General features: G+C 71.2%; 24 protein-coding genes and 1 pseudogene. 9 read left to right on the top strand and 16 right to left on the bottom strand.

Going from position 1 to position 25,002, the window contains the following annotated elements; genetic code table 11:
* Window positions 1-7: 7 nt before the first annotated feature.
* The 3 genes from ACTWPP_RS03100 to ACTWPP_RS03090 are packed head-to-tail and all read right to left on the bottom strand — an operon-like array spanning window position 8 to window position 4,083.
* A complete protein-coding gene (locus tag ACTWPP_RS03100) occupies window positions 8-1,231 on the bottom strand; it encodes a family 2 encapsulin nanocompartment cargo protein polyprenyl transferase (protein WP_443102503.1) in 1,224 nt (407 codons plus the stop codon).
* 45 nt (window positions 1,232-1,276) lie between these two features.
* The gene (locus tag ACTWPP_RS03095) at window positions 1,277-2,662 is read right to left on the bottom strand and encodes a family 2B encapsulin nanocompartment shell protein (RefSeq protein ID WP_443102502.1); all 1,386 of its coding nucleotides are present in this window, start codon (window positions 2,660-2,662) and stop codon (window positions 1,277-1,279) included.
* Window positions 2,659-4,083 (bottom strand): family 2B encapsulin nanocompartment shell protein, encoded by a 1,425-nt coding sequence (locus ACTWPP_RS03090; RefSeq protein ID WP_443102501.1) that lies wholly within the window; start codon window positions 4,081-4,083, stop codon window positions 2,659-2,661. The genes ACTWPP_RS03095 and ACTWPP_RS03090 overlap by 4 nt, the downstream gene beginning before the upstream one ends.
* A 215-nt stretch (window positions 4,084-4,298) precedes the next feature.
* Between ACTWPP_RS03090 and ACTWPP_RS03085 the strand changes: the two genes are divergently transcribed.
* Window positions 4,299-4,604 carry an ArsR/SmtB family transcription factor gene (locus tag ACTWPP_RS03085; RefSeq protein ID WP_443102500.1) on the top strand — a complete coding sequence of 102 codons (306 nt, stop codon included), beginning with the start codon at window positions 4,299-4,301 and terminating at the stop codon, window positions 4,602-4,604.
* A 94-nt stretch (window positions 4,605-4,698) separates the two neighbouring features.
* Here the strand turns inward: ACTWPP_RS03085 and ACTWPP_RS03080 are convergent, their stop codons facing one another.
* From ACTWPP_RS03080 to ACTWPP_RS03070, 3 genes and pseudogenes are all read right to left on the bottom strand, one after another.
* A complete protein-coding gene (locus ACTWPP_RS03080; protein WP_443102499.1) occupies window positions 4,699-5,379 on the bottom strand; it encodes an MFS transporter in 681 nt (226 codons plus the stop codon).
* Window positions 5,380-5,440: 61 nt separating this feature from the next.
* Window positions 5,441-6,124, bottom strand: a pseudogene (locus tag ACTWPP_RS03075) (MFS transporter); the annotation flags it as partial.
* A 65-nt stretch (window positions 6,125-6,189) separates the two neighbouring features.
* On the bottom strand, window positions 6,190-6,792 hold the full coding sequence (locus ACTWPP_RS03070) for a hypothetical protein (protein WP_443102498.1): 603 nt from the start codon (window positions 6,790-6,792) through the stop codon (window positions 6,190-6,192).
* 308 nt (window positions 6,793-7,100) lie between these two features.
* On the opposite strand from ACTWPP_RS03070, the gene lpdA reads away from it, so the two are divergent.
* Entirely contained in the window at window positions 7,101-8,504 is a 1,404-nt protein-coding gene (lpdA, locus tag ACTWPP_RS03065; RefSeq protein ID WP_443102497.1) for a dihydrolipoyl dehydrogenase, read from the top strand.
* A gap of 49 nt (window positions 8,505-8,553) precedes the next feature.
* On the opposite strand, the gene ACTWPP_RS03060 is transcribed toward lpdA, so the two are convergent.
* The 3 genes from ACTWPP_RS03060 to ACTWPP_RS03050 all read right to left on the bottom strand — a co-directional run bounded on the left by ACTWPP_RS03060 (window position 8,554) and on the right by ACTWPP_RS03050 (window position 11,527).
* Entirely contained in the window at window positions 8,554-9,162 is a 609-nt protein-coding gene (locus ACTWPP_RS03060; RefSeq protein WP_443102496.1) for a hemerythrin domain-containing protein, read from the bottom strand.
* Window positions 9,163-9,221: 59 nt separating this feature from the next.
* The gene (locus ACTWPP_RS03055; RefSeq protein ID WP_443102495.1) at window positions 9,222-10,172 is read right to left on the bottom strand and encodes a DUF2637 domain-containing protein; all 951 of its coding nucleotides are present in this window, start codon (window positions 10,170-10,172) and stop codon (window positions 9,222-9,224) included.
* A gap of 101 nt (window positions 10,173-10,273) precedes the next feature.
* Entirely contained in the window at window positions 10,274-11,527 is a 1,254-nt protein-coding gene (locus ACTWPP_RS03050) for an NAD(P)/FAD-dependent oxidoreductase (protein ID WP_443102494.1), read from the bottom strand.
* A gap of 122 nt (window positions 11,528-11,649) precedes the next feature.
* Here ACTWPP_RS03050 and ACTWPP_RS03045 point away from each other — a divergent pair, with 122 nt between their 5' ends.
* Window positions 11,650-13,230 carry a helix-turn-helix domain-containing protein gene (locus ACTWPP_RS03045; protein ID WP_443102493.1) on the top strand — a complete coding sequence of 527 codons (1,581 nt, stop codon included), beginning with the start codon at window positions 11,650-11,652 and terminating at the stop codon, window positions 13,228-13,230.
* A 31-nt stretch (window positions 13,231-13,261) separates the two neighbouring features.
* Here ACTWPP_RS03045 and ACTWPP_RS03040 read toward each other — a convergent pair whose 3' ends face one another.
* The 3 genes from ACTWPP_RS03040 to ACTWPP_RS03030 all read right to left on the bottom strand — a co-directional run bounded on the left by ACTWPP_RS03040 (window position 13,262) and on the right by ACTWPP_RS03030 (window position 15,583).
* Window positions 13,262-13,984, bottom strand: a complete 723-nt coding sequence (locus tag ACTWPP_RS03040; RefSeq protein ID WP_443102492.1) for a hypothetical protein — start codon at window positions 13,982-13,984, stop codon at window positions 13,262-13,264.
* A 541-nt stretch (window positions 13,985-14,525) separates the two neighbouring features.
* The gene (locus ACTWPP_RS03035; RefSeq protein WP_443102491.1) at window positions 14,526-15,092 is read right to left on the bottom strand and encodes a PIN domain-containing protein; all 567 of its coding nucleotides are present in this window, start codon (window positions 15,090-15,092) and stop codon (window positions 14,526-14,528) included.
* Between the two features lie 2 nt (window positions 15,093-15,094).
* Entirely contained in the window at window positions 15,095-15,583 is a 489-nt protein-coding gene (locus ACTWPP_RS03030) for an excisionase family DNA-binding protein (RefSeq protein WP_443102490.1), read from the bottom strand.
* Window positions 15,584-15,928: 345 nt separating this feature from the next.
* Here ACTWPP_RS03030 and ACTWPP_RS03025 point away from each other — a divergent pair, with 345 nt between their 5' ends.
* Entirely contained in the window at window positions 15,929-16,360 is a 432-nt protein-coding gene (locus ACTWPP_RS03025) for a hypothetical protein (RefSeq protein WP_443102489.1), read from the top strand.
* 28 nt (window positions 16,361-16,388) lie between these two features.
* Here ACTWPP_RS03025 and ACTWPP_RS03020 read toward each other — a convergent pair whose 3' ends face one another.
* The gene (locus ACTWPP_RS03020; protein WP_443102488.1) at window positions 16,389-17,693 is read right to left on the bottom strand and encodes an XRE family transcriptional regulator; all 1,305 of its coding nucleotides are present in this window, start codon (window positions 17,691-17,693) and stop codon (window positions 16,389-16,391) included.
* Window positions 17,694-17,838: 145 nt separating this feature from the next.
* On the opposite strand from ACTWPP_RS03020, the gene ACTWPP_RS03015 reads away from it, so the two are divergent.
* From ACTWPP_RS03015 to ddaH, 3 genes are all read left to right on the top strand, one after another.
* The gene (locus tag ACTWPP_RS03015) at window positions 17,839-18,351 is read left to right on the top strand and encodes an ATP-binding protein (protein ID WP_443102487.1); all 513 of its coding nucleotides are present in this window, start codon (window positions 17,839-17,841) and stop codon (window positions 18,349-18,351) included.
* On the top strand, window positions 18,348-18,683 hold the full coding sequence (locus ACTWPP_RS03010) for a hypothetical protein (RefSeq protein ID WP_443102486.1): 336 nt from the start codon (window positions 18,348-18,350) through the stop codon (window positions 18,681-18,683). Before ACTWPP_RS03015 ends, ACTWPP_RS03010 begins: the two co-directional genes overlap by 4 nt.
* Window positions 18,684-18,809: 126 nt before the next feature.
* Window positions 18,810-19,649: a dimethylargininase gene (gene ddaH, locus ACTWPP_RS03005; RefSeq protein ID WP_443102485.1), complete on the top strand. Its 840-nt coding sequence runs from the start codon at window positions 18,810-18,812 to the stop codon at window positions 19,647-19,649.
* Here the strand turns inward: ddaH and ACTWPP_RS03000 are convergent, their stop codons facing one another.
* Together ACTWPP_RS03000 and ACTWPP_RS02995 are read right to left on the bottom strand one after the other, a co-directional pair.
* Window positions 19,650-20,930: an MFS transporter gene (locus ACTWPP_RS03000; RefSeq protein WP_443102484.1), complete on the bottom strand. Its 1,281-nt coding sequence runs from the start codon at window positions 20,928-20,930 to the stop codon at window positions 19,650-19,652.
* A gap of 16 nt (window positions 20,931-20,946) precedes the next feature.
* Complete coding sequence (locus ACTWPP_RS02995; RefSeq protein ID WP_443102483.1) at window positions 20,947-21,519, bottom strand: helix-turn-helix domain-containing protein; 573 nt, start codon at window positions 21,517-21,519, stop codon at window positions 20,947-20,949.
* Window positions 21,520-21,583: 64 nt separating this feature from the next.
* On the opposite strand from ACTWPP_RS02995, the gene ACTWPP_RS02990 reads away from it, so the two are divergent.
* Both ACTWPP_RS02990 and ACTWPP_RS02985 read left to right on the top strand, forming a co-directional pair.
* Window positions 21,584-22,492 (top strand): NAD(P)/FAD-dependent oxidoreductase, encoded by a 909-nt coding sequence (locus ACTWPP_RS02990; RefSeq protein ID WP_443102482.1) that lies wholly within the window; start codon window positions 21,584-21,586, stop codon window positions 22,490-22,492.
* A gap of 10 nt (window positions 22,493-22,502) precedes the next feature.
* Complete coding sequence (locus ACTWPP_RS02985) at window positions 22,503-23,513, top strand: hypothetical protein (RefSeq protein WP_443102481.1); 1,011 nt, start codon at window positions 22,503-22,505, stop codon at window positions 23,511-23,513.
* On the opposite strand, the gene ACTWPP_RS02980 is transcribed toward ACTWPP_RS02985, so the two are convergent.
* Entirely contained in the window at window positions 23,485-24,945 is a 1,461-nt protein-coding gene (locus ACTWPP_RS02980) for a WS/DGAT/MGAT family O-acyltransferase (protein WP_443102480.1), read from the bottom strand. The genes ACTWPP_RS02985 and ACTWPP_RS02980 overlap by 29 nt on opposite strands.
* Window positions 24,946-25,002: the final 57 nt, after the last annotated feature.

The following is a 25,002-nucleotide window of genomic DNA, read 5'->3' as shown; positions in this document are numbered from 1 at the left end:
GCCCGGGTCAGTGGTCCCGGTGGGCGATGAGGCGGGCGAGGGTCCGGAGTTCGGCGGCGGTGGTCGGGGCGGGGCCGGCGGCGTCGAGGGCGGTGACGGCCTGGGTGAGGAGGGTGGCGGCCTGGGTGGCGGCCCAGGTCCGGCCGCCGGCGGCGTCGATGAGGGCGGCGGCGCGGGAGGCGTCGTCGCCGGTGAGGGCGTCGTCGCGGAGGTAGAGCGCGGCGAGTTCGTCGCCGGCGGAGGTGGCCGAGGTGAGCGCGGCGACCACGGGGAGCGACTTCTTGCGGCTGTGCAGGTCGGAGTGGACGGGTTTGCCGGTGACCTCGGGATCGCCCCAGATGCCGAGCAGGTCGTCCACCAGCTGGAACGCCAGGCCGAGCTGCTCACCGAAGGTGCGGAGGCGGGCGCTCTGGCCGGTGGTACCGCCGCCGTAGGCCGCGCCCAGCGCGCAGGCAGCGCCCAGCAGCGCACCGGTCTTGCGGCCCGCCATGGCCAGGCATTCGTCGAGCGTCACGTCGGCGCGTTCCTCGAAGGCGAGGTCGGCGCTCTGGCCTTCGATCAGGTCGAGGACGGCCCCGCTGAGGGTCCGGACGGCGCGGGTGATGACCGGGGACGGCTCGTCGGCGAGCACCTCGAAGGCGGCGGCGAGCAGCGCGTCCCCGGCCAGGATCGCGGCGTTGGCGCCGAAGACGCTCCAGGCGGTCGGGCGGTGCCTGCGGGTGAGGTCGCCGTCCATCACGTCGTCGTGCAGGAGCGAGAAGTTGTGCGCCAGTTCGACCGCGACGGCGGCGGGCAGCGCGGCGGCGGCCGTCCCGCCGACCGCCTCCGCCGCCAGCAGCGTCAGCGCGGGACGGATCGCCTTGCCGCCCGCGCCGGCGGCGGGCCGGCCCCGCTCGTCGCACCAGCCGAAGTGGTACGCGGCGATGCCGCGCGCCGCGTCCGGCAGGGTCTCGACCGCGTCGCGCAGGGCCGGCTGGAGCAGGCGGCGGCTCCAGCCGAGGACCTCGGCCGCCGGGCGGGCGCGGCCCGTCCGGGGATCGCCCGGATCCGGGCGGCCCCCGGCGCCCGGATCCGCACGGCCGTCCGAGCGGAGCTCGTCCTTTGATTGGTGGCGGGCGGGGGCTGGCGGACGGCCGTCCGAGCGGAGCTCGTCCTTTGATTGGTGGCGGGCGGGGGCTGGCGGACGGTGGTCGCAGCGGACCACCGCCGGGTCGTCTCCCCAGACGGGCATGTCGTCCCCTCTCCTGCTGCGGGCGGTTCTCTGGCGGGCGGTCCTCTAGCGGGCGATCTCGACGTTCTCCAGCACGCCGAGGGCGTCGGGGACCAGCACGGCGGCCGAGTAGTAGGCGCTGACCAGGTAGGTCATGACCGCGTGGTCGTCGATGCCGGTGAACCGGACCGACAGGCCCGGCCGGACCTCGTCGGGCATCCCGGTGCGGCGCAGGCCGATGACGCCCTGGTCGTCCTCGCCGGTGCGCAGCACGAGGATCGAACTGGTCCCGTACGGGCTGACCGGGATCTTGTCGCAGGGATGGATCGGGACGCCGCGCCACGCCTGCACGCGCTGCCGGACGCCCCCGGGACCGTCCACGTCCACGCCGGCCGGGTACACGCCGCGGCGGGTGCACTCGCGGCCGAACGCGGCGATCGCCTTCGGGTGGGCGAGGAAGAACCGCGACTTGCGGCGCCGCGCCAGCAGCTCGTCCAGGTCGGCGGGCGTGGGCGGCCCGCCGCGGGTCTGGACGCGCTGCCGCGGGTGGGCGTTGTGCAGCAGCCCGAAGTCCCGGTTGTTGATCAGCTCGTGCTCCTGCCGCTCCCTGATCTCCTCGATGGTGAGCCTGAGCTGCTGCTCCACCTGGTTCATCGGCCCGTTGCAGAGGTCGGCGACACGGGTGTGGACGCGCAGGAGCGTCTGGGTGACGCTCAGCTCGTACTCGCGGGGCGATGCCTCGTAGTCGACGAACGTGCCGGGCAGCACGGGTTCGCCGCCGTGCCCGGACGCCAGCTCGATCGCCGCCTCGCCGTGCCCGGTCCGCGGCGGGACGGGCGCGTCCCGGTACTCCTCCAGGTGGATGCGCAGGGACTCGGACCTGCCGGTCAGCTCCTCGATCGCCTCCCGGGTGAGCGTCAGGACGGTGGTGGAGGTGAGCGCGCGGAACGTGTGCGGCCATCGCTCGTCCGCCGCGAGGAGCGCCCGGTCGCCGAAGAACCGGCCGCCGTCGAGGACGCCGATCCCGGCGTCCGCGTCGTACTCCCCCGGTCCGGTCTCCGCGACCTTGCCGTGCGCGATCAGGTGGACGGCGTCGACGGGACGGCCCGCCTCCGCGATGGTCTCGCCGGCGCCGTACTCGCGCTGCTCGAACCGTCCGGCGAGACCTTCGAGGACGCCGGTGCCGGAGAGGCCGCGCAGCGGCGGCAGCTCGGCCAGCTCCGGCGGGACCACCCGGATCTCGGCGCCGTCGTTGACGAACGTCACCAGGCCGTCGCCGAGCCGGTAGGTGAGCCGGCGGTTCACCCGGTAGGTGCCCGAGTCCGCCCGCACCCACGGCAGCCGCGCCAGCAGCCACCGCGGGGTGATGCCCTGCATCTGCGGGACGGACTTGGTCGTGGTCGCGAGGTTGCGGGCGGCCCCCGTGCCGAGGGCCAGTCGCCGTTCCGTCACGCCCCGGCACCGCCGTGGGCGATCTCGACGGACTCCAGCATCCCGAGCGCGTCGGGGACGAGGACGGCGGCCGAGTAGTAGGCGCTGACCAGGTAGGAGATGAGGGCCTTCTCGTCGATGCCCATGTACCGGACGGACAGGCCGGGCTGGTACTCGTCCGGCAGCCCGACCTGGTGCAGGCCGATGACGCCCTGCGCCGCCTCGCCGGTGCGCATCAGCAGGATCGAGCTGGTCCTGGTCCTGCTGACCGGGATCTTGTTGCACGGGAAGATCGGCACGCCGCGCCAGGCGGGGACCTTGTGGCCGCCGACGTCGATGCCGTCCGGGTAGACGCCGCGGGCGCTGCACTCGCGGCCGAACGCGGCGATCGCCTTCGGGTGGGCGAGGAAGAACGCCGGGTCCTTCCAGACGAGGGTGAGCAGGTCGTCCATGTCGTCGGGGGTGGGCGGGCCGCCGCGCGTGTGGATGCGCTGCGACAGGTCGGCGTTGTGCAGGAGCCCGAAGTCCCGGTTGTTGACCAGCTCGTTCTCCTGGCGTTCGCGCAGCGCCTCGATGGTGAGCCTGAGCTGCTGCTCCACCTGGTTCATCGGCTCGTTGTAGAGGTCGGCGACGCGGGTGTGGACGCGCAGGACGGTCTGCGCGACGCTCAGCTCGTACTCGCGCGGGGAGCCTTCGTAGTCGACGAACGTGCCCGGCAGGACGGGCTCGCCCGCGTGCCCGGCCGCGAGATCGATCGCCGCCTCGCCGTGCTCGTTGTGCGCCGCCCGGGGACTGGCCCGGTATTCGTCGAGGTGCGCCTGCAGGGACGATGACTGGCCGAGCGTCTCCTGGAAGTCGGCCTCGCTCATGCTGAGGATCGTGCAGGCGGTCACGGCCTTGACCGTGTACTCCCACTCCTCCGGGTCCTCGCCGTCCTCGGTGCCGAGCAGGGCCCGCTCGCCGAAGAAGTCGCCGTCCGCCAGCGTCCCGTGGACGGCCTCGGCACCGTACTCACCGGTGCCGATCCTGCTGAGCTTGCCGTGTGCGACGAGGATGACCCGGTCGACGGGACGTCCCTGTTCCACGATGACGTCGCCCGGCTCGTACTCCTGCTGGGTGAACCGTCCGGCGATGGCGTCCAGGGTGAGGTCGTCGTCGTAGCCGCGCAGCGGCGGGAGCTCTCCGAGTTCGCGCGGGATGACCCGCACGTCGGCGCCGGTGGTGACGAACGTCACCCGTCCGTCGCCGAGCGTGTAGGTGAGCCGCCGGTTGACGCGGTATGCGCCGCCGGCCGCCTGGACCCAGGGCAGCAGCTTCAGCAGCCACCGCGAGGTGATGCCCTGCATCTGCGGGACGGACTTGGTCGTGGTCGCGAGGTTCCGTGCGGCCGCGGTGCCGAGGCTCAACTGCTGCTGTTCCCGCTGTTCCTGCTGTTCGGTCACGTGCACACCACCGATTCGTCGCCGGTCGGTCAGGAAGGGGCCGGGTTCGGCCAACGGAGACGCTACCGACGGTAATCAGATGAACGCAACGAGCCATGTCCTCCACCTCTGCTTTGCCGTGGCGCCACACAAGTCGCACCCGCCCGGCCATGGTCACTCCGCAGACCGCTGCATATAACCGAAGCCACATATGAACGAACGGTTATGATGCGCTCATGTCCTCCGCGTTCGCCGTGCTCGCCGAGCCGACCCGCCGCCACATCCTGGACCTGCTCCTGGAACGCCCCCGCCCCGTGGGCGAACTCGTCGAGCGGCTCGGGCTCACGCAGCCGGGAACGTCCAAGCATCTGCGGGTGCTGCGCGACGCCGGGCTCGTCCGGGCACGGCAGGACGCGCAACGCCGCGTGTACGAGGTGCGTCTCGAACCGCTCGCCGAAGTGGACGCCTGGCTGACGCCCTACAGGCGCGCGTGGGCGTCCCGGCTGGACGCCCTCGAACAGCACCTCGACGCCGGAGAGTGATGTGGGCGGGCGGCGGCCTGGGCCCGCCGGCACTTCGCACACCGCTGACGCGAGCGGCCCGACGCGCTCCGGCGGGAGCGAGCCCGGCGCGCTGCTACCTCGCCCCGGAACCCGCCGGTTCCGGGGCGAGCTTCTCCCCGGCCTCCTCGATCGGCACCCCGGCCGTCTCCGGGATCTTGAGGATCGGGACCAGCGCGACCAGCGCGGCGAACATGATGTAGAACGCCGGGACGTAGTTGGACCCCGTCAGGTCGATCATCGAGCCGATCAGGACGGCCGCCGTCCCGCCGAACAGCGACGTGGAGATGTTGTAGCCGATCGCGAACGCCCCGTACCGCACCCTGGTCGGGAACATCGCCGGGAACGTCGCCGCGATCACCGCGAGGATCAGCACCAGCAGGCCGCCGACGATGGTGTAGCCGGCCGCCACACCGAGCGCATTGCCGGTCTGCATGAGCGCGAACGCCGGCCACGCCAGCACGATGTAGCCGACGGCCGCGGTCGTCAGCAGCGGTTTGCGGCCGATCCGGTCCGACAGCGCGCCCAGCGGGACGATCACCGTGATCATCGCCGCCTCGACCCCGATGGTGATGAACTGTGCCGTGTTGTCGTTCATCTCCAGGTAGTCGACGAGGTAGGACGGCATGAACGTCAGCAGCGTGTAGTCCGCGACGTTCAGCAGGAACACGATCCCGATCAGCATCAGGATGACGCGCCAGTAGTGCGTCAGCGTGTCCTTCAGCGGCGACTGGGACTTCTTGCCCTGCTCCTCCATGCGCTGGAACGTGGGGGGTGTCCTCGATGCGCGTCCGGACGTAGAGGCCGACGACGCCGAGCGGCAGCGCGATCAGGAACGGGATCCGCCAGCCCCAGCCGTGCATCGCCTCCTCGCTGAGCAGCAGATCCATGCCGAAGACGAGCCCCGCCCCCAGGATGTAGCCGACCAGCGTGCCGAGTTCCAGGAAGCTGCCGAAGAACCCGCGCCGGCGCGTCGGCGCGTACTCGGCGATCATCGTGGCGGCGCCGCCGTACTCGCCGCCCGTCGAGAAGCCCTGGACCAGCCGGACGCCGAGCAGCAGCAGCGGCGCGGCGATCCCGATCGTGTCATAGCCCGGCAGGACGCCGATCAGGAACGTGGAGCCCGACATCAGCAGGATCGTGGTGGCCAGCACCCGCTTGCGGCCGAGCTTGTCGCCCATCGGGCCGAAGAACAGGCCGCCGAACGGGCGGGCGATGAACGCCGCCGCGATCAGCGCGAACGAGCGCAGCGTCGCACCGGACTCGCCGCCCGGGAAGAACACGTCGCCGACGATCGCCGTCATCACCCCGGCGCTGAAGACGCCGAAGTCGAACCACTCGATGCAGTTCCCTATCGCGGAGGCGACGACGGCCTTGCGGACGGCCCCCTGCTCGGCCTCGTCCTTCGACACGTCCACACCGGACCCGGGACCGGAACCGGGACCGCCCCGTCCCGTCCCATCCCCCGAGTCCGCGTTCGTCGGCGTCCCCACGGGCCCCATCTGCCCGTTGATCAGTAAAGCTAACGCCGGTCACCGGCTTCCGGTCACTCAGGGGAACGGCGCGGTCACGACCTCCGGGAGTTCCTCGCCGTGTCCTCGGCGTCCTCGCCGATGAGATCGTCCGGCAGCTCGGTGAGGACGGTGGTGCGCTGGGGATCGTCGTCGCGGCGATCCCCGGCGTCGCCGTCGGCCTCGGCCTCGCCGGGTTCCCCGAGTTCGCCGAGCTCGTCGGGCAGTTCGTCGGTGGTCTGCGGATCACCGCCCAGCAGCTCGTCGAGGGTGGCGGTGCCCTGCGTGTTCCCGTCCCCGTCAGCGTCACCGTCGAGCAGGTCGTCCTCGGGGATCGACACGAGCGCCTGCGTCTCCTGCGCCTCCCGGGTGATCACGCCGCTGGCGAGGACGGTGTTGCGGTGCCGCAGCGCGCCGTTCTCGCGCAGCAGGTTGTCCACCTCGGCGCGGGACCGGGCCACGCGGCGGCTCGACCGCACGTGCACGGCGAAACCCCCGGCGGCGACCCCCAGGACGAAACAGGCGGCCGGGACGCCCACCGACGACGGCGCGAGGGTCGCCACCAGTGCGACCACGACCAGCGCGACGACCACCCCGAGCGCGGGATAGTGCTGCTCCATCCAGTCCAGGACGGTGTTGACGCGCTTCGGGATCCGCACTCGTCTTCTCCTCCACTCAGCTCAGGACGGGGACAACGACCGGGCCCGGGCACGATGTTCCATCGGTTCGACGGGGTTCCATCGGCACGGCAGGCCGTTCCTGGGGGCGCCACCGGGCTCCGCGGCCGGGACGGTAGGGGCTCGCGTCGCTCGCGCGCCGCCCCGCCTTCCGGGATCACTGACCAGCGGAAGGCCACCCAAAACACTAACAGTACGTGACATCCGCCTCACGAACGGCACCCCGGCCGGAGCACGTCCCCGTACGCCCGGGATGCGAGCACCGGCGGCGCCGAATATCGTCCATGGATATGAGCGAACACTTTGACGTCGTGGTCCTGGGCGCGGGCCCGGGTGGATATGTCGCCGCGATCCGGTCGGCACAACTCGGGCTGAAGACGGCGATCATCGAGGAGCGGTACTGGGGCGGGGTCTGCCTCAACGTCGGCTGCATCCCCTCGAAGGCGCTGCTGCGCAACGCCGAACTGGCGCACATCTTCACCCAGGAGCAGAAGACCTTCGGCATCAACGTCGAGGGGCGGGTCTCGTTCGACTACGGCGTCGCCCACCAGCGCAGCCGCCAGGTATCGGACAAGCTCGTCAAGGGCGTCCAGTTCCTGATGAAGAAGAACAAGATCACGTCCTATGACGGGCGGGGCACGTTCACCGACCCGAACACCCTGCAGGTCGACCGGGCGGACGGCTCCAGCGAGACCGTCACGTTCGGCAGCTGCATCATCGCGGCCGGAGCGCACACCAAGCTGCTGCCGGGCACGTCGCTGTCCGAACGCGTCGTCACCTACGAGGAGCAGATCCTCAGCTCCGAGCTGCCCGAGAGCATCGTCATCGCGGGCGCGGGCGCGATCGGCGTCGAGTTCGCCTACATCCTGCACAACTACGGGGTGAAGGTCACGATCGTCGAGTTCCTCGACCGGATGGTCCCGAACGAGGACGCGGACGTGTCCAAGGAGCTGGCCAAGCGGTACCGCAAGCTCGGTGTGGACGTGCTGACCTCCACCCGCGTGGACGCGATCGACGACTCCGGCGACAAGGTGAAGGTCACCGTCACCGGCAAGGACGGCGCCCAGCAGGTCATCGAGACCGACAAGGTGCTGCAGGCGATCGGGTTCCAGCCGAACGTGGAGGGCTACGGGCTGGAGAAGGCCGGCGTGCAGCTCACCGAGCGCGGCGCCATCGACGTGGACGGCCGCTGCCGCACGTCCGTCCCGCACATCTACGCCATCGGCGACGTGACCGCGAAGCTGATGCTCGCGCACGCCGCAGAGGCGATGGGCATCGTCGCGGCCGAGACCATCGCCGACGCCGAGACGATGGAGCTGGAGTACGTGATGATCCCCCGCGCCACGTACTGCCAGCCGCAGGTCGCGAGCTTCGGCTGGACGGAGGCGCAGGCGAAGGAGCAGGGCTACGACGTCAAGACCGCCAAGTTCCCCTACAGCGCGAACGGCAAGGCGCTCGGCATGGGCGAGGGCGACGGGTTCGTCAAGGTCGTCAGCGACGCCAAGTACGGCGAGATCCTCGGCGCGCACATGATCGGCCCCGAGGTCACCGAGCTGCTGCCCGAGCTGACGCTGGCGCAGCAGTGGGACCTGACCGTCAACGAGGTCGCCCGCAACGTGCACGCCCACCCGACGCTGGGCGAGGCGATGAAGGAGGCCGTGCACGGCCTCGCCGGCCACATGATCAATCTCTGACCCGGCCGAGCGGCGTGCCCGCGGGGCGCGGGCACGCCGGTGGGTCCGGTCAGGGGGTCGGCCAGCGGGTGAGGGCGTCGTAGGCGGGCCGCCAGTCGTTCTCGAAGGCGGCGCGGACCGGCTCGGGCAGCGGGGCCAGCATGGTCGCGATGGTCTGTTCGCTGGCGCCGTCCAGCAACCACGGGAACACACGCGAGGCGTCGGGGCCGATTCCGGCTGCGTGGACCTGGCCGAAATGCTGCAACTGCTCGAAGGTCACGGTCGCGTCCATCAGTGGCAGCGCCGCGTCCTCCTCGTGCTTGAGGTGGGCGGTGAGGTTGGCGGCCAGGGCGTCCACCAGGTCGCCGAGCGGCTCCGAGCCGTTGTCGATGGCCTCGATGAGCGGGTCGATGGCGGCGTGCTCGGCTTCCATCGCGTCCAGGAGGGCCAAATCGTCGGGACGGGACGCGAGGGTTTCGCGCATGGCCGGCCAGAGCGCCTCGTCTTCGGCGGTGTGGTGGACGTGCAGGGACTTCTTGAACAGCTCCCAGCCGACGGCCACGGCCAGGATCCGGCGGGGGTCGTCGTCCGTCCTGGCGGTGACCTTGGCCAGTTGCTCCAGTTCTCTGCGCAGAGCGTTGTGCATCGCGTACATCGCGGTCCAGTCGTGCTTGCTCACGCTCTCTCCTTCTCTAGGTTTCATCGCATTGACGAAGCGGGAGAAGGAAACGTGACCGGTCAGGACGCGCGGGTCGCCGAGGCGGGGGCGGGGCGGGTCAGGCGGCTCAGGAGTCTCTGGCCCTGACGTGAGCTGATGCCGAGGCGGCGTCCCAGTTCGGCGCCGGTGATGCCGGGTTCGGCGTCGATGATGGACAGCGCGCGGGCCTCGTTGTCGGTGGCGACGCTGCGCGGAATCTGCTGCTGGGGGGCTTTGCGCGGCGCGGCCTTGCGCTGTGGCTGACGGCGAGGCGGTGTCGCCGGGACGTCCTCTTTCTCGGGCTCCGGTGTCGTGAGTTCGCTCACGCGGGTGAACGCCTGGTCGAGCATGACGCCGTCGGACAGCATCCAGACGATGTCGGCGGGGGCGCTGGACTTCCACCTGCGGCCGTAGTGGTCGCCGAGGAGGGCCAGGGCGTGGCGGCGGCGCTGCTCGGCGACGAGGGCCTGCGGGTAGGAGGTGATCTGCCACAGCACCATGCGGCGCCACAGCCGGAACGTCGAGAACGGGGCGAGCAGCCAGCGCGCGATCGGGACGCCTTCGCGGACGGTCCCGGCGGCGATCCCGGCGCGGCGGCGGATGGCGTGCCGGACGGCCTCGATGAAGGTGATGAACAGCACAGGCATCGCGGCGTGCATCACCATGCCGGTCGGGTCGCCGTGCGCGGCCGACACGTTCAGCCAGACGGTGGCGCCGGTGAACGCGAACGCCATCCAGCGCAGCGCCGGCATCGGCATGGCCAGCCACTCCAGCAGCAGCGCGACCGAGACCAGGGCGAGGATGCCGAGGTCGACGCCGGCGGGGACGATCCACGCCTGGGCGCCGAACCACGGCTCGGCGACGTCCCGGACGGAGGCGAACGAGCCGTAGCCGCCCAGGCCGGCGAGCCCGGCGAACAACAGCCCGCCGACCCCCGCCAGGATCTTCTGCGCCCGGGTCAGCGGCGCGGTGGCCGTGCGCACCTCGTCCATCGGCGTCCCTCCCGCCACGGGTCTAGATCACCCCGTGACGGTAGCGCGCCAAGCCCCTTCGTCCGGACGAAAGCGCCAGAACCGCCCAAACCCCCAGGTCGTCAGCGGAGCGGACTGAAGGGGGCCAACTCCGGTGGCCGCTCGCCGGTGACGATCTGGTCGGCGAGGAGGCGCCCGGTGGCGGGGCCGAGCGTGATGCCCCACATGCCGTGCCCGCCCGCGGCGAAGACCCGCGGTGAACGGGTCGCGCCGATCAGAGGCAGGCCGTCGCGGGTGCAGGGGCGCGACCCGACCCACTCGTCCTGCCGGTCGTCCAGGTCGGCGCCGCGCAGCAGCGGACGGACGGCCTCGACGATCGCCTTGACCCGGCGCGGGTCGAGCGGGGCCTCGGGACGGCGGAACTCCATCATCCCGGCCACGCGCAGCCGGTCGCCCAGCGGCGTGCACGCCACCCGCTGGGACGGGAAGTACACCGGGCCGTCCGGGACGCGGTCCACCGGCACGCTGAAGCTGTAGCCGCGACCCGCCTGCACGAGGGCGCCGACGCCGAACCGCCGGGCGAGGTCGCCGAGCCACACTCCGCTCGCGATGACGACCGTGTCGAACGTCTCGAAGTCGTTGCCCGTCGTCCGGACGGCGACGCCGCCGGGTTCGTCGCGGATGTCTCCGACCTCCGCGCCCGCCCGGATCTTGCCGCCGCGGTCGCGGACGGAGTCGGCGAGGGCGTGCACGAACTCGCCGGGGTTGATGAAACGCTGCCCGCGCAGCACGACCGCCGCACCGATCTCGCCGGACAGGGCGGGCTGGATCCCGCGCGCCTCGTCCCCGCTGAGGACCTCGAACTCCAGGGTCTGCCCGGCCTCGCGGATGTGCTCGATCTCCTCCAGCAGGACGCGGCGCTCATCGGCCGTCCGGTACGCGGCGAGGAAGGACCCGGCGTCCCTGGTCTTCGCCTTGACGCCGCCCTCAGTCAGCGCGTCGAAGCTCTGCAGTGCGCGGCCGTTGATGGGCACCAGCGACTCCATCGCGTGCCGCCACCGGGCCGCCGTGCTGTTGCGGGCGAACCCGGCGAGGAACCTGAGCAGGCGCGGGCTGGCGCTCGGCGGGACGTAGACCGGCGACGACGGGCTGAGCACCGCCCGCACGCCGTAGGAGAGGACGGCCGGCTCGGGAAGCGGGGTCGCCAGGCCGGGCGTCAGCCAGCCGGCGTTGCCCCAGGACGCTCCCGCCGCCACGTCCCGGCGGTCGAGAACGGTGACGTCGGCGCCGTGCTCTTGCAGGAACCAGGCGGTGGACAGACCGACCATCCCGGCGCCCACAACGGCGACGCGGCGCGGACGCGTGTCGAGAGCCATGCCCGCTCATCTCCTTGTGATTGACGACACTTCGATGGTCGCCCGCCACACGAACGGAGTCTCTGTCGCCTTCGGCCAATCGAGCCGAGCCGCATAGTGTGAACAGCACAAGGGGGCGCCGGATGATCAGCTTGACCGACCTTGTCGAATCCCTGGGCCCGGGGCTGCTGCGCATGGTCGAGGACGGCCATGACGGGCAGGTGCACGACGTCGTCCTCGCCGAACCGGGCGAACCGGCCGGGCAGCCGGGTGAGATCGTCCTCGGCGTCGGCGTGACCGGCCCGGCCGACGCCGTCGCCCTCCTCGAACGGGCCGACGCGGCGGGCGCCGACGGCGTCGTCCTGAAAGCACCGCTCGCCGACGCCCCCGAGGTCACGGCGGCCGCGAGGCGGTTGCGGCCGGCGCTCATCGAACTGCAGCCCGACACGTCCTGGACGCACGTCGTCTGGCTCGTGCGCGGCGCCATCGACCGCGCCTACGCACCCCTCCCCGGGCCGCCCGGCGCGCAGGGCGTCCACAACGACCTGTACGCCCTCGCCGACACGGCCGCCGAGATCGCCGACGCGCCGGTGACCATCGAGGACGCCCGCTCACGCGTCCTCGCCTACTCGGGCCGCCAGGACACCACCGACCCGGCCCGCGTCTCCACCATCGTGGGACGCCGCGTACCGCCCCAGGTCATCGCCCACCTCCGCGCCTCCGGCGTGTTCCGCAAACTGGCCCGCTCCAATGACCCCGTGCTCGTCCCCGAGAGCCCGGACGGCATGCTGCCCCGCCTCGTCATCCCCGTCCGCGCCGGCGGCGAATGGCTCGGCTCGATCTGGGTGGTGGCCCGCACACCGATCCCACCGGACCGCGTCCAGCGCCTCACCGACCTGGCGTCCGTCCTGGCCCTGCACCTCCTGCGCCTGCGCGCCGAAGCCGGGGTGGCCCGCCGGGTGTCGGACGACCAGCTCCGCGCCGCACTTCGCGACGGCGCCCAGATCACCGCCCCCACCCCGCCCTGGCGCGTCGTGACCCTCGGAACCGGCGACGAGGACGTCCGGCAGCACCTCGACCTGTGGGACGCGATCACCCACCGCTTCGGCTGGCACCGCCCCCTCCTCGTCGACCTGGACGACGCCCTCTACGCCGTCCTGACCGACCGCCCACACGCGACGGACGCGGGGTCGATGCCCTGGCTGCACCACGTCCTCACCCAGGTCCGCGCACACGACCCCGACCTGTACGCGACGGCGGGCGGCCCCGCGAACTCCCACAACGAACTCCCCCGCTCCCGAGCCGAGGCCGCCGAACTGGCCGCCCTTGTCACGTCGGGCCGACTCACCCCGGGCCTGATCCTGCTGGAGGAAGCCTGGGACGCCGTAGTGGTCGAACGCGCCCGCAAGGCCATGGGAACCGAATCCGGCCTGCTCGGCGGCCCCCTCCCCGCCCTACGCACCCACGACGAGACCCACGGCACGGCGTTCCTCCCGACCCTCGCCGCCTGGCTCGACCACTACGGCGACCCAAAGGGCACAGCCCAGGCCCTGGACGTCCACCCCAACACCCTCCGCTACCGCCTACGCAGAATGGCCGAGGTAACCGCACTAGACCTGTCGTCCCCCCAAACCCGCCTGGCCCTACGCCTCCAACTGAACGCCCTCCACAACCACGCCATGGAAGGCGTGACCTCCCGCAGAGGTCACCGGGGGCAGCCGTGATCCATCCCCTGGCCGGGGTCCTATGCGCCCGCTAGCGCCACCAGAAGCGCTGCTGGTTCTGGTGGGCCTCCCAGGCGGCGGTCAGCGCGAGGCGTGCGACGCCCGGCTCACGGCGGGTGGGGCGGCGCTCGATCGGCTTGTCCGGCGCGAAGCGCATGACCGCCTTGGCCAGGCTTTCCATGTCCAGCCGCCAGCCCTCGATCGGTCGCGACACCAGCGACGGCTCGGCCAGCATGCCTAGCCAGGGAGCCAGCACCGCCTCGAAGAACTCCTGCTCTTCCGCGGTCGGCGGCGGTGCCTCCGGCGGCCTGGGCAGGCCGCCCAGGCCGCCCATCCGTTCGGCGACGCCCATGGCGTTGAGCTCGACCCCCACGCAACGGCGGCGGACCCTTCGGCCGTTTCTCACGCGGAAGATCAGATCGAAGGTCACGATGCAGTCGATCCACGACCAGGGGACCAGCGCTGTTTCATCCCGGTGGCGGCTCGGACCGAAGTAGACGCCACCGGAGTCCACCGCGAACGACACCTCCCCGCGACGTATCGGCCTCACGATGAAAAAGGCCGCGAGGGCGGTCACCGCGCCGAACACCGCCAGCACAGCGACCAGGCCGGGCTCGGGATACCGAATCGTCCGATAGAGGAAGAACACGTCCACGGCACCGAGGGCCACCAGGGTCGGCAGATTGACTCGCCAGCTCTGCCGGGCGACATAGGCATCGCCGGTCAGCCCACGGGGGGTGTCGTCGGGTCTCATGAGCAGCACTCCCGTACCGGCCGTACGGGCGGCAACACCGAAACCCGGCGCACCGGCGCAAACCCGCCGATAACGGTGGAGGAAATAGGGCTCGCGTGCACTGTACCCACCGGCTGATCGGTCGATCAATACCCGTTTGGACGAGGCGACCTGCCTGGGCAGCTGGGTTGCCTATGCGACGCACACCGCATGCGTGAAGCCGTCGTGGCGAGGAAGTCGTGTCCGTTCCACGTCCTTCGTACAGCCGGGGACGCCATGCACATCATGGACGTCACCACTGGCTCCGCCGCCACCCTCACACCGGACGGCGGGGGTGGCGCGCCCAGCAGGCCGGTGCGGTACGGCCATGAGACACCGTTGAAGCCGCCTGGGAAGCGTGGCGGGCGGCGGGCCGTCCAGGCCCAGAGTCTTTCCGCGTGCACATCCATGGCGGCCACCAGCGAATCCATCGTTCCTGCCGACACTCACCGCCCGGCTGGACCACTTCTGCGACCACAGGGGCACCGCGCGGAGTCACTGGACGTCCGGCCCCACGCATGGATCAGAGGGCTTGTCGGCCGCTCCGCAGGGCGGCGACTGATTCCACAAGACCGGCCCGCTCCATCGCATCGAGGACATCCTCGATCGTTTCCGGAGGGTTCACGCGGGAGTCGACGATCTGCTGGACGCAGGCCCACACCACACGATCGTCCAGATCTATCTGGTCGAGCACGAAATCATCCGGTGATTTGGCCTCGAGATTCCAGACCTCCATCGCCGCCGCCGGAAAGTCCTTCAAGTTGGACGTGACGATGACCTGCGCACCGGCCTTGATCGCGGCAGCGAGCACATGCCGATCATCTGGATCCGGAAGCTTCAAGCCTTCGATCAGAGGTTCGTACCCCTCGACCAGACAGTCGTGAACGGCGGCATTCATGAGTCCACGCAACCGCAGGAGCTTCTCCGCCGGAATGCCGGGACGGGCTGCCGCAAGATTGGTGAGCATCTCGTCCAGGATCCGGTGCGTCCACTTGGCCTGCACCCCACCGGCCTGAGCGATGCGGATTAGCAGGTCTCTCAGTGTGTTGCCGTAGAGGACGTTGGCGTCGTAAAGCACGACGAAGGGCATGATCAGATCCCGAGTTCCTGCCCGAGGGCGGCGAGATCGTCCGCGGCGGTCCGCCGCTCAAGGTCGTCGCGGCGTTTGTAGTCCAGGACGGCCTCGGCAGTGATACGGCGATGCCGGCCCACCATCCGGTACGGGATCGTCCCGGCCTCCAAAAGGCCGATCAAGTACGGCCGTGACACGTTCAGCAGGTCCGCTGCCTGCTGGGTGGTCAACTCGGCGCGGGATGGGATGACTGAGATTCCCCTCCCCTCGGCCGCCTGGGCCAGGATGAACGCGAGCAGGCTCACAGCATCCCGTGGAAGGATCAGGGGCTCTTCGACACCCCGCTCCCCGGCGACCCGGATCGTCTCCTCATCCGGATGTTGCATGAGGTAGTCCTTGATGCGCCGAACCGCACGCTCGGCGGCCTGGGCATCTATCGCTCCCGGCTCAATCGACCTGACTTGGACACCGATCATGACTGCCTCCCTTCCTAGTCGCAGTATGCGCAACTATCGAAATAAACGCAACACTCGAAGGACGGGATCATGCCGGTCCGTCCCGAACGGCTGCGGGCAGACCTCGTTGCGGGATGCGCCGTGCACGACCCGATGTGGCGGCGCGCGGTGGAGTCCGTGCCCGGCACCGATTCGTTCCGGGTTTCTACGCCGACTCCGGCAGCGGTCCGATGACGCGCTGACCGTCTGGGAACCGGTCACCGAAGCCATCGACCGGGAACGCTGGCTCAAGGCGGTCTACACCGACACCACGCTGATCACTCAGTTCGATGGCGACGAACCCGACTGGGGCCGGCCCGTTCCTCGGGTCGGTGGCGCCCCTTCCTCATCCTCTCCTTCATGGCTGCGCGTGTCCAGGAACGTCCGGAACCGGGAAACCCAGCGCACTGGGCGGCCCTCACACGGGATGCTGAGGCCCGCCCCGTCCGGCATAGCCCGGAACGCCTCGACGAGGCGACGGAGGAAGGCTTCTTCGGACGGTTCCTCGCCCAGCTCGCCGTCTCCAACGCGCAACTTGTGACGGCCGGGGACGCCATGCACGTCATAGACGTCACATCTGGCTCCGCCGCCACCCTCACACCGGACGACGGGGAGTGGCGCGTCCAGCAAGCAGGTCCACTACGGCTGTGGGACGCCGTTGAGGCCGTCTGGGAAGCGTGGCGGCAAGCGGACCGTCCCGGCCCCGAGTCCTTCCGCATGCGCATCCACGACGGCCGCCAGCGAATCCACCACCGCTCCGCCGCGAACCTTTCGTTCACACTCCCCGCCTAGCCTGCTGACGGGCGCTCCGCACGGTCACTCAGGTGGCGGACGTGAGGACGCGCAGTTCCCGGGCCGCCGGAAGCGCCCGCGCCTGGTCGGGGAGCGCGGAGAGCATCTGGCCCGCGAGGTGCCTGGTACCGGCGGTCACGGCTTCCGGTCGGTTATGCAGGGTGGCTACAGCACTTTGAAGGCCAGCATTGATCTCCCTGGCCTTAACGAGTGCCATCGCTCTCATCACGTTCAGGTTCGTAATCGGCCCCTGGGCAGTTCGCGGGTAGAGAGCCGTAGCTTGCGCGAGCGTCTCGTCCACCTGGTTGTCACCCAGCTGGCTGAACACATAGGACTCAGCCCACCGCATCTGACTCTCACGGAATTCCAGGACCGTCTGCTCGGTCCGGTGCGGCAGGTAGTCGAGCGTGTCCTTGACCTTGTCCAGTGAGGCGCGGGCCTGGCCTTTGTCACCTCGGTCTGCCGCGACATATGCGCGTGCAACGTGCGCGCGGGCCAGCCCGGCAGACGGCACGCCACCAGCGATGGCAATGGCTTCATCCGTTAGAGCGTCGACAACCTGACATGGCCGTCGCGCCCAGAACGCGTCCTGCGCCGCTCTGCCACGCGTCCATACTTGCAGGTCACGATCGCCGGACGCGTCGGCGGCGCGGCGGGCGGCGGCCCACGTTATCCGGGCGGAACGCTCTTCACCGGCATCGCCCAACTCGATCGCCAAGAGGCCTGACAGTCCCGCGCTGACGCGTAGTAGCCCGGCCTGCTCCTGCGGCGCACGAACTTGTTCGAGCAGTTGTCCCACGGCGATGATGTCGGCCGTCAAATCGCCGATTAGCGCCCCGGTCGGCCGGACCATGATCTTTTGGCCGTACTCATGGACGGCACGCTCCCATTCGGCCAGATCGGCGGTCTGGCCGGTCGCGCGGTCGATGCTGGAGAGGATCTCTTCCAGGGTTCCCGGCGGGACGGCCGTTCCGGCGCCGAGGGCTGCGAGCAGTTGGAGTGCGGCGCGGCGTTTCACGTCGTCGTCCCCATCGTCGGGAATAGGGCTCGCGTCTACGGTACCCACCGGGTGATCGGTCGATCCCTGCCCGAAAAGGTCCTTTTCCTCCATTCCGAACGCGGTGGCGTAGGCGGAGCCCCAGTCGGCGGGGAAGACCTCTCCTTTCTCGTGGCGGTTGATCTGCCGGGAGAGGTTCTTGACCTGGCTCAGGTCGGGGTGGTCGATGCCGGCGGCCGCGTAGAGACGGCGGGCCGCCTTGAACGGACCCCATCCGCGGGCGCGGCGTTCGGCTTCGAGACGTGCAGCCCATGGGGGACGTGGCTGATCAGTCATGGGATGGGCACCCTTCGACCGGGGAGGCGGGCGGACTTGTGTCCCTCCAACGCCTTCATTGTCGCCTTTCTCGGTCCGTGTGCGCACGGTTTCACTGAGTAAAGCGGGACTCGCGTCCCGCGTCCGAGAAGACGAGAGGGCGACCATGGACGAACACCGGAACACCACGCTGAGGCGGGGCGGCATCACGCGCGCGAGTCAGGCTGCGCGGACGTATGTGTGGGGATTGGACGAGCGGGCGCCCGGGGACGCTCGGCGGGCTGTGAGGGAGGCGCTGGCCGGGTGGGGCGTCAAGGAGGCCGACATCGATGTCGCGGTGCTGCTGACGTCCGAGGTCGTCACCAACGCCGTCCGGCACGTGCGGGCCGGGCTGCGGGCCGGTGGCGTGGTGTGGGTTCGGGTCCGGTTGATGGACGGGCGGCTCCGGGTGGACGTGACCGACCCGGAGCCGGGGTTCCCTCGGCTCGTGGCGGCGTCCGACACCGACGAGGGGCACCGGGGCATGGCCGTCGTCGCCGGGTGCGCCGACCGGTGGGGCTGGCACCCCGGGGCCGAGGGCGGCAAGACGGTGTGGTGGACGCAGGTCTTGGAGGTGCTCGAACCGCAGTCCGAGGCGCCGGTCTTCAAGCGCGTCCTGTCGAGGAGCACGTCTCGATGACGGGGCTTGCCGCGGAAGCGCTGTTGAGGCGGCTGGCGAGCGTCCTCGCGGACGACGGCTGGACGTGCACGCTGCGCGTGACTGACGGCCTGCCGCTGTTGCGGGTCGTGGACGCTCGAATGCCGGTGGCCGGCGAGAGCATTGCCGTGGCCCTCGTCCCAAGCGCCGAAGGTGGCCGGGCGGCGTGGTTCCGGTCGTCGACAGGGGTGCTGCTGGGGCCGTGCGCCGATCCGGTGAGGGCGGCGGAGGGAGTGCGGGTGCTGCTCGGGCCTTGGGTCGGCAGAGCCTTGGCGGACGCCGGGCGGCGTGCGGTCGGGGCGCGCAATGAATGACGCTCCTTGGCGGGAAACGCGCAACGAAGTGCCTGGTCATCGCAAGGTTGGCGCATTGGATCGCGGGCGGTTCGCTCCTAGGCTTCCGATGAGTCGATCCCTTCGGACGTTCCCCTGGAGACATGCATGAGCGTCATGCCGGCAATGGAGCCGCGCACTGCCCGGACCGCGCTGCGGCGGCACTATCTGATGTGCCGTCCCGAGCACTTCGCCGTCACGTACGCGATCAACCCGTGGATGGACCCGGTGCGCGGTGCCGATACCGGGAGGGCCGTGGAGCAGTGGGAGGCGCTGCGGGCGGCGTACCTGGCGCTCGGGCACGAGGTGAGTCTCATCGACCCGGTCGAGGGGCTGCCCGACATGGTGTTCGCGGCGAACGGCGCCCTGGTCGTCGGCGGGCGGGTGTACGGGGCGCGGTTCACGCATGCGGAGCGGCACGCGGAGGGGCCCGCGTACGCCGGGTGGCTGAAGGAGAACGGGTTCGCCGACGTGCTGGAGGCGCAGCACACGAATGAGGGTGAGGGCGACTTCCTCACGCTGGACCACGTGATTCTCGCCGGGACGGGGTTCCGGACCGAGATCGCGGCTCATCAGGAGGCGCAGGAGTTCCTCGGGCGGCCCGTGGTGACGCTCCGGCTCGTCGATCCGCGGTTCTACCACCTGGACACGGCTCTGTTCCCCCTCGGCGGCGCGAATGTGGCCTACTTCCCGGGGGCGTTCTCGCCCGGGAGCCGGGCGGTGCTGGAGCGGCTGTTCCCGGACGCGATCCTCGCGGGTGAGCGGGACGCGGCGGTGCTCGGCCTCAACGCCGTGTGCGACGGGCGCAACGTGGTGATCAACGCGGAGGCGGTGGAGCTGATCGAGACCCTGCGGGAGCGCGGGTACGAGCCCGTCCCGGTGGACCTGTCGGAGCTGCGCAAGGCGGGCGGCGGGCCCAAGTGCTGCACGCTGGAGCTGCGCGCCTGATCACCGGCGGCCGGTCAGGCCGGCGTGGCGGCGGGCCAGGGTGCGGGTCCGCAGGACGCCCGCGATGCCGATGGCCCAGATGCCGACCTGGACGGTCCACGCGGCCCGGAACGCCTCGGGCGTGAAGTCGCCGTCCGGCGCCATGACGTCCAGGACGAGCCCGATCAGCAGGATCGTGACCAGGGAGGCGAAGAAGCCGCCGACGTTGACGATGCCGGTGGCGGTGCCCTGCCGTCCGGGCGGGTTGAACGTCCGGGCGTAGTCGAAGCCGATCATCGAGCCGGGGCCGCCGAGCGCGACGCACAGGACGAGGATCACCAGCAGCCAGGACGGGGCGGGCGGCGGCCAGGCGAGGACGGCCGCCCAGGCCGCCACGCTGAGCCCGACGATGCCGAGGACGAGCCAGGAGCGGCGCAGCGGGTAGAGGCTGACGAGGCGTCCGATGAAGGGGCCCGCCACGACGCCGACCAGCACGAACATCGTCAGCAGCGCGGAGGCGGCGGCGGGGCTCATGCCCTGGCCGGACACCAGGTACGGGTAGCCCCACATCAGCGCGAACGTGTGGGAGGTGAACTGGGTGACGAAGTGCGACCAGAGGCCGAGGCGTGTGCCTGGGTGGCGCCAGGCCCCCGCGAGGTTGGCTCCGGTCTCGCGCAGTGTCGGCACTTCGGCGCGGGCCGGACCGTTCCGGAGGGTGGCGAAGGCGAGCACGGCGATGAGGACGCCGAGGGCGGCGGCCGAGCCGAACGCGGTGCCCCAGCCGGGCCCGTGCAGCAGCGCGACCAGGGGTATCGCGCTGAGGATCTGCCCGAGCTGCCCGAGCTGCCCGGTGAACTGCGTGACGACGGGGACGTACCGGCCGGGGAACCAGGTCACGACGATGCCGAGGACGCTGATGAACGTCATGGCGTCGCCGGCGCCGACCATCACGCGGGCGGCGATGGCGGTGCCGATGTCGGTGGAGACGGCCATGAGCGCCTGCCCGGCGGCCATGAGCAGCGCGCCGCCGGCGACCATCCGGCGCGGGCCGATGCGGTCGAGCATGAGGCCGACGGGGATCTGCATGCTCGCGTAGACGAGGAGCTGCAGGACGGTGAAGGACGCGAGGATGCCTGCGGAGGCGTCGAAGCGGTGGACGGCGTCCAGGCCGACGACGCCGAAGGACGTCCGGTGCAGTACCGCCGTGGCGTAGGCGAGGACGCCGATGCCCCACAGCGCCCACGCGATGGGGGCGGCCTTCGGTTTCTCGGGGGAATCCAGGGGTTGTTCCGCAGTCTGCACGGATAGCCAATTTATGTCACGTTCGGCGTGGCCGGGCACGCAGGTGCAGCCGCTCGCCCTGCGGCCCGAACAGGCTGAGCACCTCGACGCTCCCGCCGGCGCCGCCGAACCAGTGCGGCAGCCGGGTGTCGAACTCGGCGGCCTCCCCCGGCTCCAGCACGAGATCGCGGCCGGCGAGGAACAGGCGCAGCCGCCCGTTCAGGACGTACAGCCACTCGTAGCCCTCGTGGGTCTTCGGCTCGGGCGGCGGCGTCCGCTCCGGGATGATCATTTTGTACGCCTGGACGCCTCCGGGACGCCTGGTCAGCGGCAGCACGGTCATCCCGTGCAGGCGGCGCGGGCGGGGCCTGATCCGCGGGTCGCCGACCTCCGGGGCGCCGACCAGCTCGTCCAGCGGAACGTGGTGGGCCTGCGCGAGCGGGAGCAGCAGCTCAAGGCTCGGCCGCCGCTTGCCCGACTCCAGCCGCGACAGCGTGCTCACCGAGATGCCGGTGGCCTCGGCGAGCGCGGTCAGCGTGACGTTCCTCTCCTGCCGCAGCCTCCTGAGTCTCGGCCCCACCCCGGCCAGGACGTCTTCCGTGGTCTCCATGCGCTCATTGCAGAATCGGCAAAGGGATTTGTCAAGTTCGCGGACCCTCGCGCATCCTCCCGGTATGACGGAAACAGCTGAAAGAGACGTACTGATCATCGGTGGCGGCCCGGCCGGGCTCAGCGCCGCCCTCGTGCTGTCGCGCGCCCGCCGCAGCGTCACCGTGGTGGACGCGGGCGAGCCGCGCAACGCGACCGCCGAGCACATGCACGGGTTCTTCACCCGCGACGGGATGCCGCCCGGGAACCTGCTGGAGGTCGGCCGCACCGAGGTGCGCGGTTACGGCGGCGAGATCATCGACGGGAGGGTCGAGCACGCGGCCGAGGGCGTCGTCGTCACCCTGGACGACGGCACCCGGCTCAGGGGCCGGCAACTGCTCGTCACCACGGGCGTGACCGACGTCCTGCCGGACGTTCCCGGTCTCCTGGAGCGGTGGGGCCGCGAGGTGCAGATGTGCCCGTACTGCCACGGCTGGGAGGTCCGGGACAAGAGGATCGTCGTGCTGGCCACTTCCCCGCAGTCCGTGCACCAGGTGACGCTGCTGAGCCAGTGGTCGCCGGACGTGACGTTGCTTACGCAGAAGGCCCCCGACGGGGAGGACGCCACCCGCCTGGACGTGCGCGGCATCCGCGTCGTGGAGAGCGAGGCCCGGCGCGTCGTCGTCGAGAACGACCGCGTCACCGGCATCGAGTTGTCGGACGGCTCCACGCTCGGCTGCGACGCCGTGTTCGTCGCGCCGACGTTCGTCGCGAAGGCCGGACCGCTGACCGACCTCGGCTGCGAGATCGGCGAGGACGGTTTCGTCAAGGTCGACGCGACCGGGCGGACCAGCGTCCCCGGCGTGTGGGCGGCGGGCAACGTCGTCACCCCGATGGCCCAGGTCGTCATGGCCGCCTCCGCCGGCTCGATGGCCGCCGCGATGATCAACTTCGATCTGATCGAAGCGGAGATCGCCGAGAAGCTCGCCGCCTAGGGTGGGCGGCGTGCGAGCCGGCGAGCGGCGGTGGCGGGACGAGCGGGCGGCGTTGGACGCCGCCCGCGGCCCGCTCGGCGAGACCGCGGGCGGGCTGTACCCGGACGCGCCGCGCGTCGCGGGGACGCCGCTGCTGTGCCGCGAGGAGTGGATCCCGGCCGCGCCGGTTCCGCTGGAGTCGGTGCGGCTGGAGTGGGACGCGCGGCCCGTCCCGCCGGCGATCGCAGATCCGCCGGACGGGCTGCCCGCCGGGCACCGCACGTACGCGGAGGCCATGGCCGCTCTCGCGCCGCCCAGGGTCTTCGAGGACCGCCCGAGCCACCGCCTCCTCGCCGCCGCCCCGCCGGTGCTCCGGTTCGGTCCCGCCCGGTACTTCGACGGCGTGAACGTGGGCGAGTCCGCCGCGCACGAGCTGGCGGCCGGGGTGGACGGGCTGCCGCTGCGCACCCGGGTCGGCGACCCGTGCGACCTGACCCGCCGGGCGGCACTGGCGGCGATCACGACGGTGACCGTCACGACCACCGGTTCGTACGTCCTGCACTGGCGGGACCCGGCGAAGGTCGCGCACGCCGGCGGTCTCCACCAGGTGATGCCGGTCGGGGTCTTCCAGCCGCTCGGCGACGAGCCGCCCGGCCTGTGGCCGTGCATGGTCCGCGAGTACGCCGAAGAACTGCTCGGAATGGGCGAGGACTACGGGGAGGGTTTCGTCCAGGAGGAGTGGCCCTTCCACCGGGCGATGACCGCCGCCCGCGAAAGGGGACGCCTCCGGGCGTACTTCCTGGGGCTCGGCGTCGATCCGCTGACGTTCGCGCTCGACCTCCTCACCGTCGTCGTCATCGACGGCGAGACGTTCGGCGGCCTCTTCGGCGGCCTGGTCGCCGTCAACGACGAGGGCGAGGTGTCGATGGCGCCGTTCGACGGGACGGTCCCGCGGCCCATGCAGCCGGCCGGTGCCGCCGCACTGGAACTGGCGTGGCGGCACCGCCGGTCGCTCATTCCTCGCCGAGCGCCTCGCGGCTGAGGCCCTTCAGCTCGTCCAGCGCGTCCACCAGGTGGTCGACGATCTCCGACGGGTCGGGGACGAGGTCGCGGCAGGCGACGATGCCGACGTCCACGCGGCCGTCGTAGGAGAAGACGGTGATGTTCAGGCCGCCGCTGACGTCGGAGATGACGGAGATCGGGTAGTAGCCGAGGACCTTCGCGCCGCACAGGTACAGCGGGAACTGCGGGCCCGGCACGTTCGAGATGAGCAGGTTGACCGGGCGCAGCGAGATCGCCGGGGCGGCCTGCAGCGCGAAACGCGTGGCGGCGCCGGCGATGGGCGCGGGGAGGATGCCGCTCATCTCCCGCACCCAGTTCCCGGACGAGCCGACGAACCGCCGCTTGGCGACGTCCATGTCCTGCCGGACGGCGGTGTACCGGTCGGCGGGGTCGGGGACGTGCGTGGCGAGCGCCGTCGTCATGATCGAGACCTGGTTGCCCGGTTCCGCGGCGGCGCCGCGCCGGCGCAGCGACACCGGGACGGCCGCGACGAGCGGACGGTCCGGCAGGTCGCCGCGCTTGTCGAGCCACTTGCGCAGCGCCGTCGCGCACAGCGCCATGACCACGTCGTTGACGCTGCCTCCGAGGCCCCGCCTGATCTGCTTGATCTCGTCCAGGGGCAGCTCACCGCAGGCGACGGAGCGGCGGCGGCCGATCGGCCGGTTGAACGGCGTCGGCGGGGCGCTCTTGCGCGGCGTCCTGGGCAGCCCGGGGCGGCGCAGCGCGCCCTGCACGGCCGACGACATCAGCCCGACTCCGGGGACGGCCGCGAGACCGGGGATCTCGTCGAGGTACGGGGCGGTGCGCGCGACCGACAGGGCGCTGCGGACGGGATGCAGCGCGGCCTTCAGCAGCCCGGTGCCGAGCATGCCGGCCATGCCGGGCGCGCGGGCGGGGGCGGTCTCGTCGGCGGGCAGGTCGCGGGGCTCGGGCGACAGGTCCAGCAGCGCGGCGAGCGTCTCGGCGGCCATCACGCCGTCGATGGCCGCGTGGTGCACCTTGACGTAGACCGCCGTCCGGCCGCCCAGCAGGCCCTGGATGAGGACCATCTCCCAGAGCGGGCGGGTGCGGTCGAGGGGCTGTTCGTGGAGCATCGCGACGATGTCGGCGAGCTGCCGGTCGGTCCCGGGCGCCGGGAGCCCGATCTCGGTGATGTGCCGCTCGGGGGCGAAGTCCGGGTCGTCCTCCCAGTAGGGGTGGTCGAGGCCGAGCGGGACCTGGACGAGCCGCTGCCGCAGTGGGCGGGCGGCCAGGTGCGCGCGGCTCCGGACGAGTTCGGCGACGAGCGGCACGGTGAGCCGGCCGCCGGGGCAGGTGCCCGCGTCGACGATGCCCAGCCCGGCGATGTGGGCATGGGTGGTGCCGGTCTCGGCGTGGAGGAAGGTGGCGTCCACGGTGGTCAGCTGGCTCATGCTCTCGTCCGTCCGCTCGTTCTGCGCCTGCCCTGTCCTCCAAGGAGTTATGCCGTT

This window comes from Actinomadura sp. 3N407 (genome assembly GCF_052245875.1).
In the GTDB taxonomy this organism is placed as follows: Bacteria; Actinomycetota; Actinomycetes; order Streptosporangiales; family Streptosporangiaceae; genus Spirillospora.
The sequence above is the reverse complement of the archived record's forward strand: the minus strand, read 5'-3'. Positions and strand labels throughout refer to the sequence as shown.

Bases quoted from the DNA above. Each gene is read 5' to 3' on its own strand.
- lpdA (WP_443102497.1), top strand. From the start codon at position 7,101: ATGAGCGAACACTTTGACGTCGTGGTCCTGGGCGCGGGCCCGGGTGGA.
- ACTWPP_RS02995 (WP_443102483.1), bottom strand. From the start codon at position 21,519: ATGGAGACCACGGAAGACGTCCTGGCCGGGGTGGGGCCGAGACTCAGG.
- ACTWPP_RS03015 (WP_443102487.1), top strand. From the start codon at position 17,839: ATGGACGAACACCGGAACACCACGCTGAGGCGGGGCGGCATCACGCGC.
- ACTWPP_RS02980 (WP_443102480.1), bottom strand. From the start codon at position 24,945: ATGAGCCAGCTGACCACCGTGGACGCCACCTTCCTCCACGCCGAGACC.
- ACTWPP_RS03035 (WP_443102491.1), bottom strand. From the start codon at position 15,092: ATGCCCTTCGTCGTGCTTTACGACGCCAACGTCCTCTACGGCAACACA.
- ACTWPP_RS03045 (WP_443102493.1), top strand. From the start codon at position 11,650: ATGATCAGCTTGACCGACCTTGTCGAATCCCTGGGCCCGGGGCTGCTG.
- ACTWPP_RS03055 (WP_443102495.1), bottom strand. From the start codon at position 10,172: ATGGACGAGGTGCGCACGGCCACCGCGCCGCTGACCCGGGCGCAGAAG.
- ACTWPP_RS03080 (WP_443102499.1), bottom strand. From the start codon at position 5,379: ATGGAGGAGCAGGGCAAGAAGTCCCAGTCGCCGCTGAAGGACACGCTG.
- ACTWPP_RS03085 (WP_443102500.1), top strand. From the start codon at position 4,299: ATGTCCTCCGCGTTCGCCGTGCTCGCCGAGCCGACCCGCCGCCACATC.
- ACTWPP_RS03050 (WP_443102494.1), bottom strand. From the start codon at position 11,527: ATGGCTCTCGACACGCGTCCGCGCCGCGTCGCCGTTGTGGGCGCCGGG.
- ACTWPP_RS03100 (WP_443102503.1), bottom strand. From the start codon at position 1,231: ATGCCCGTCTGGGGAGACGACCCGGCGGTGGTCCGCTGCGACCACCGT.
- ACTWPP_RS02990 (WP_443102482.1), top strand. From the start codon at position 21,584: ATGACGGAAACAGCTGAAAGAGACGTACTGATCATCGGTGGCGGCCCG.
- ACTWPP_RS03020 (WP_443102488.1), bottom strand. From the start codon at position 17,693: ATGACTGATCAGCCACGTCCCCCATGGGCTGCACGTCTCGAAGCCGAA.
- ACTWPP_RS03025 (WP_443102489.1), top strand. From the start codon at position 15,929: ATGGCTGCGCGTGTCCAGGAACGTCCGGAACCGGGAAACCCAGCGCAC.
- ACTWPP_RS03010 (WP_443102486.1), top strand. From the start codon at position 18,348: ATGACGGGGCTTGCCGCGGAAGCGCTGTTGAGGCGGCTGGCGAGCGTC.
- ACTWPP_RS03040 (WP_443102492.1), bottom strand. From the start codon at position 13,984: ATGAGACCCGACGACACCCCCCGTGGGCTGACCGGCGATGCCTATGTC.
- ddaH (WP_443102485.1), top strand. From the start codon at position 18,810: ATGAGCGTCATGCCGGCAATGGAGCCGCGCACTGCCCGGACCGCGCTG.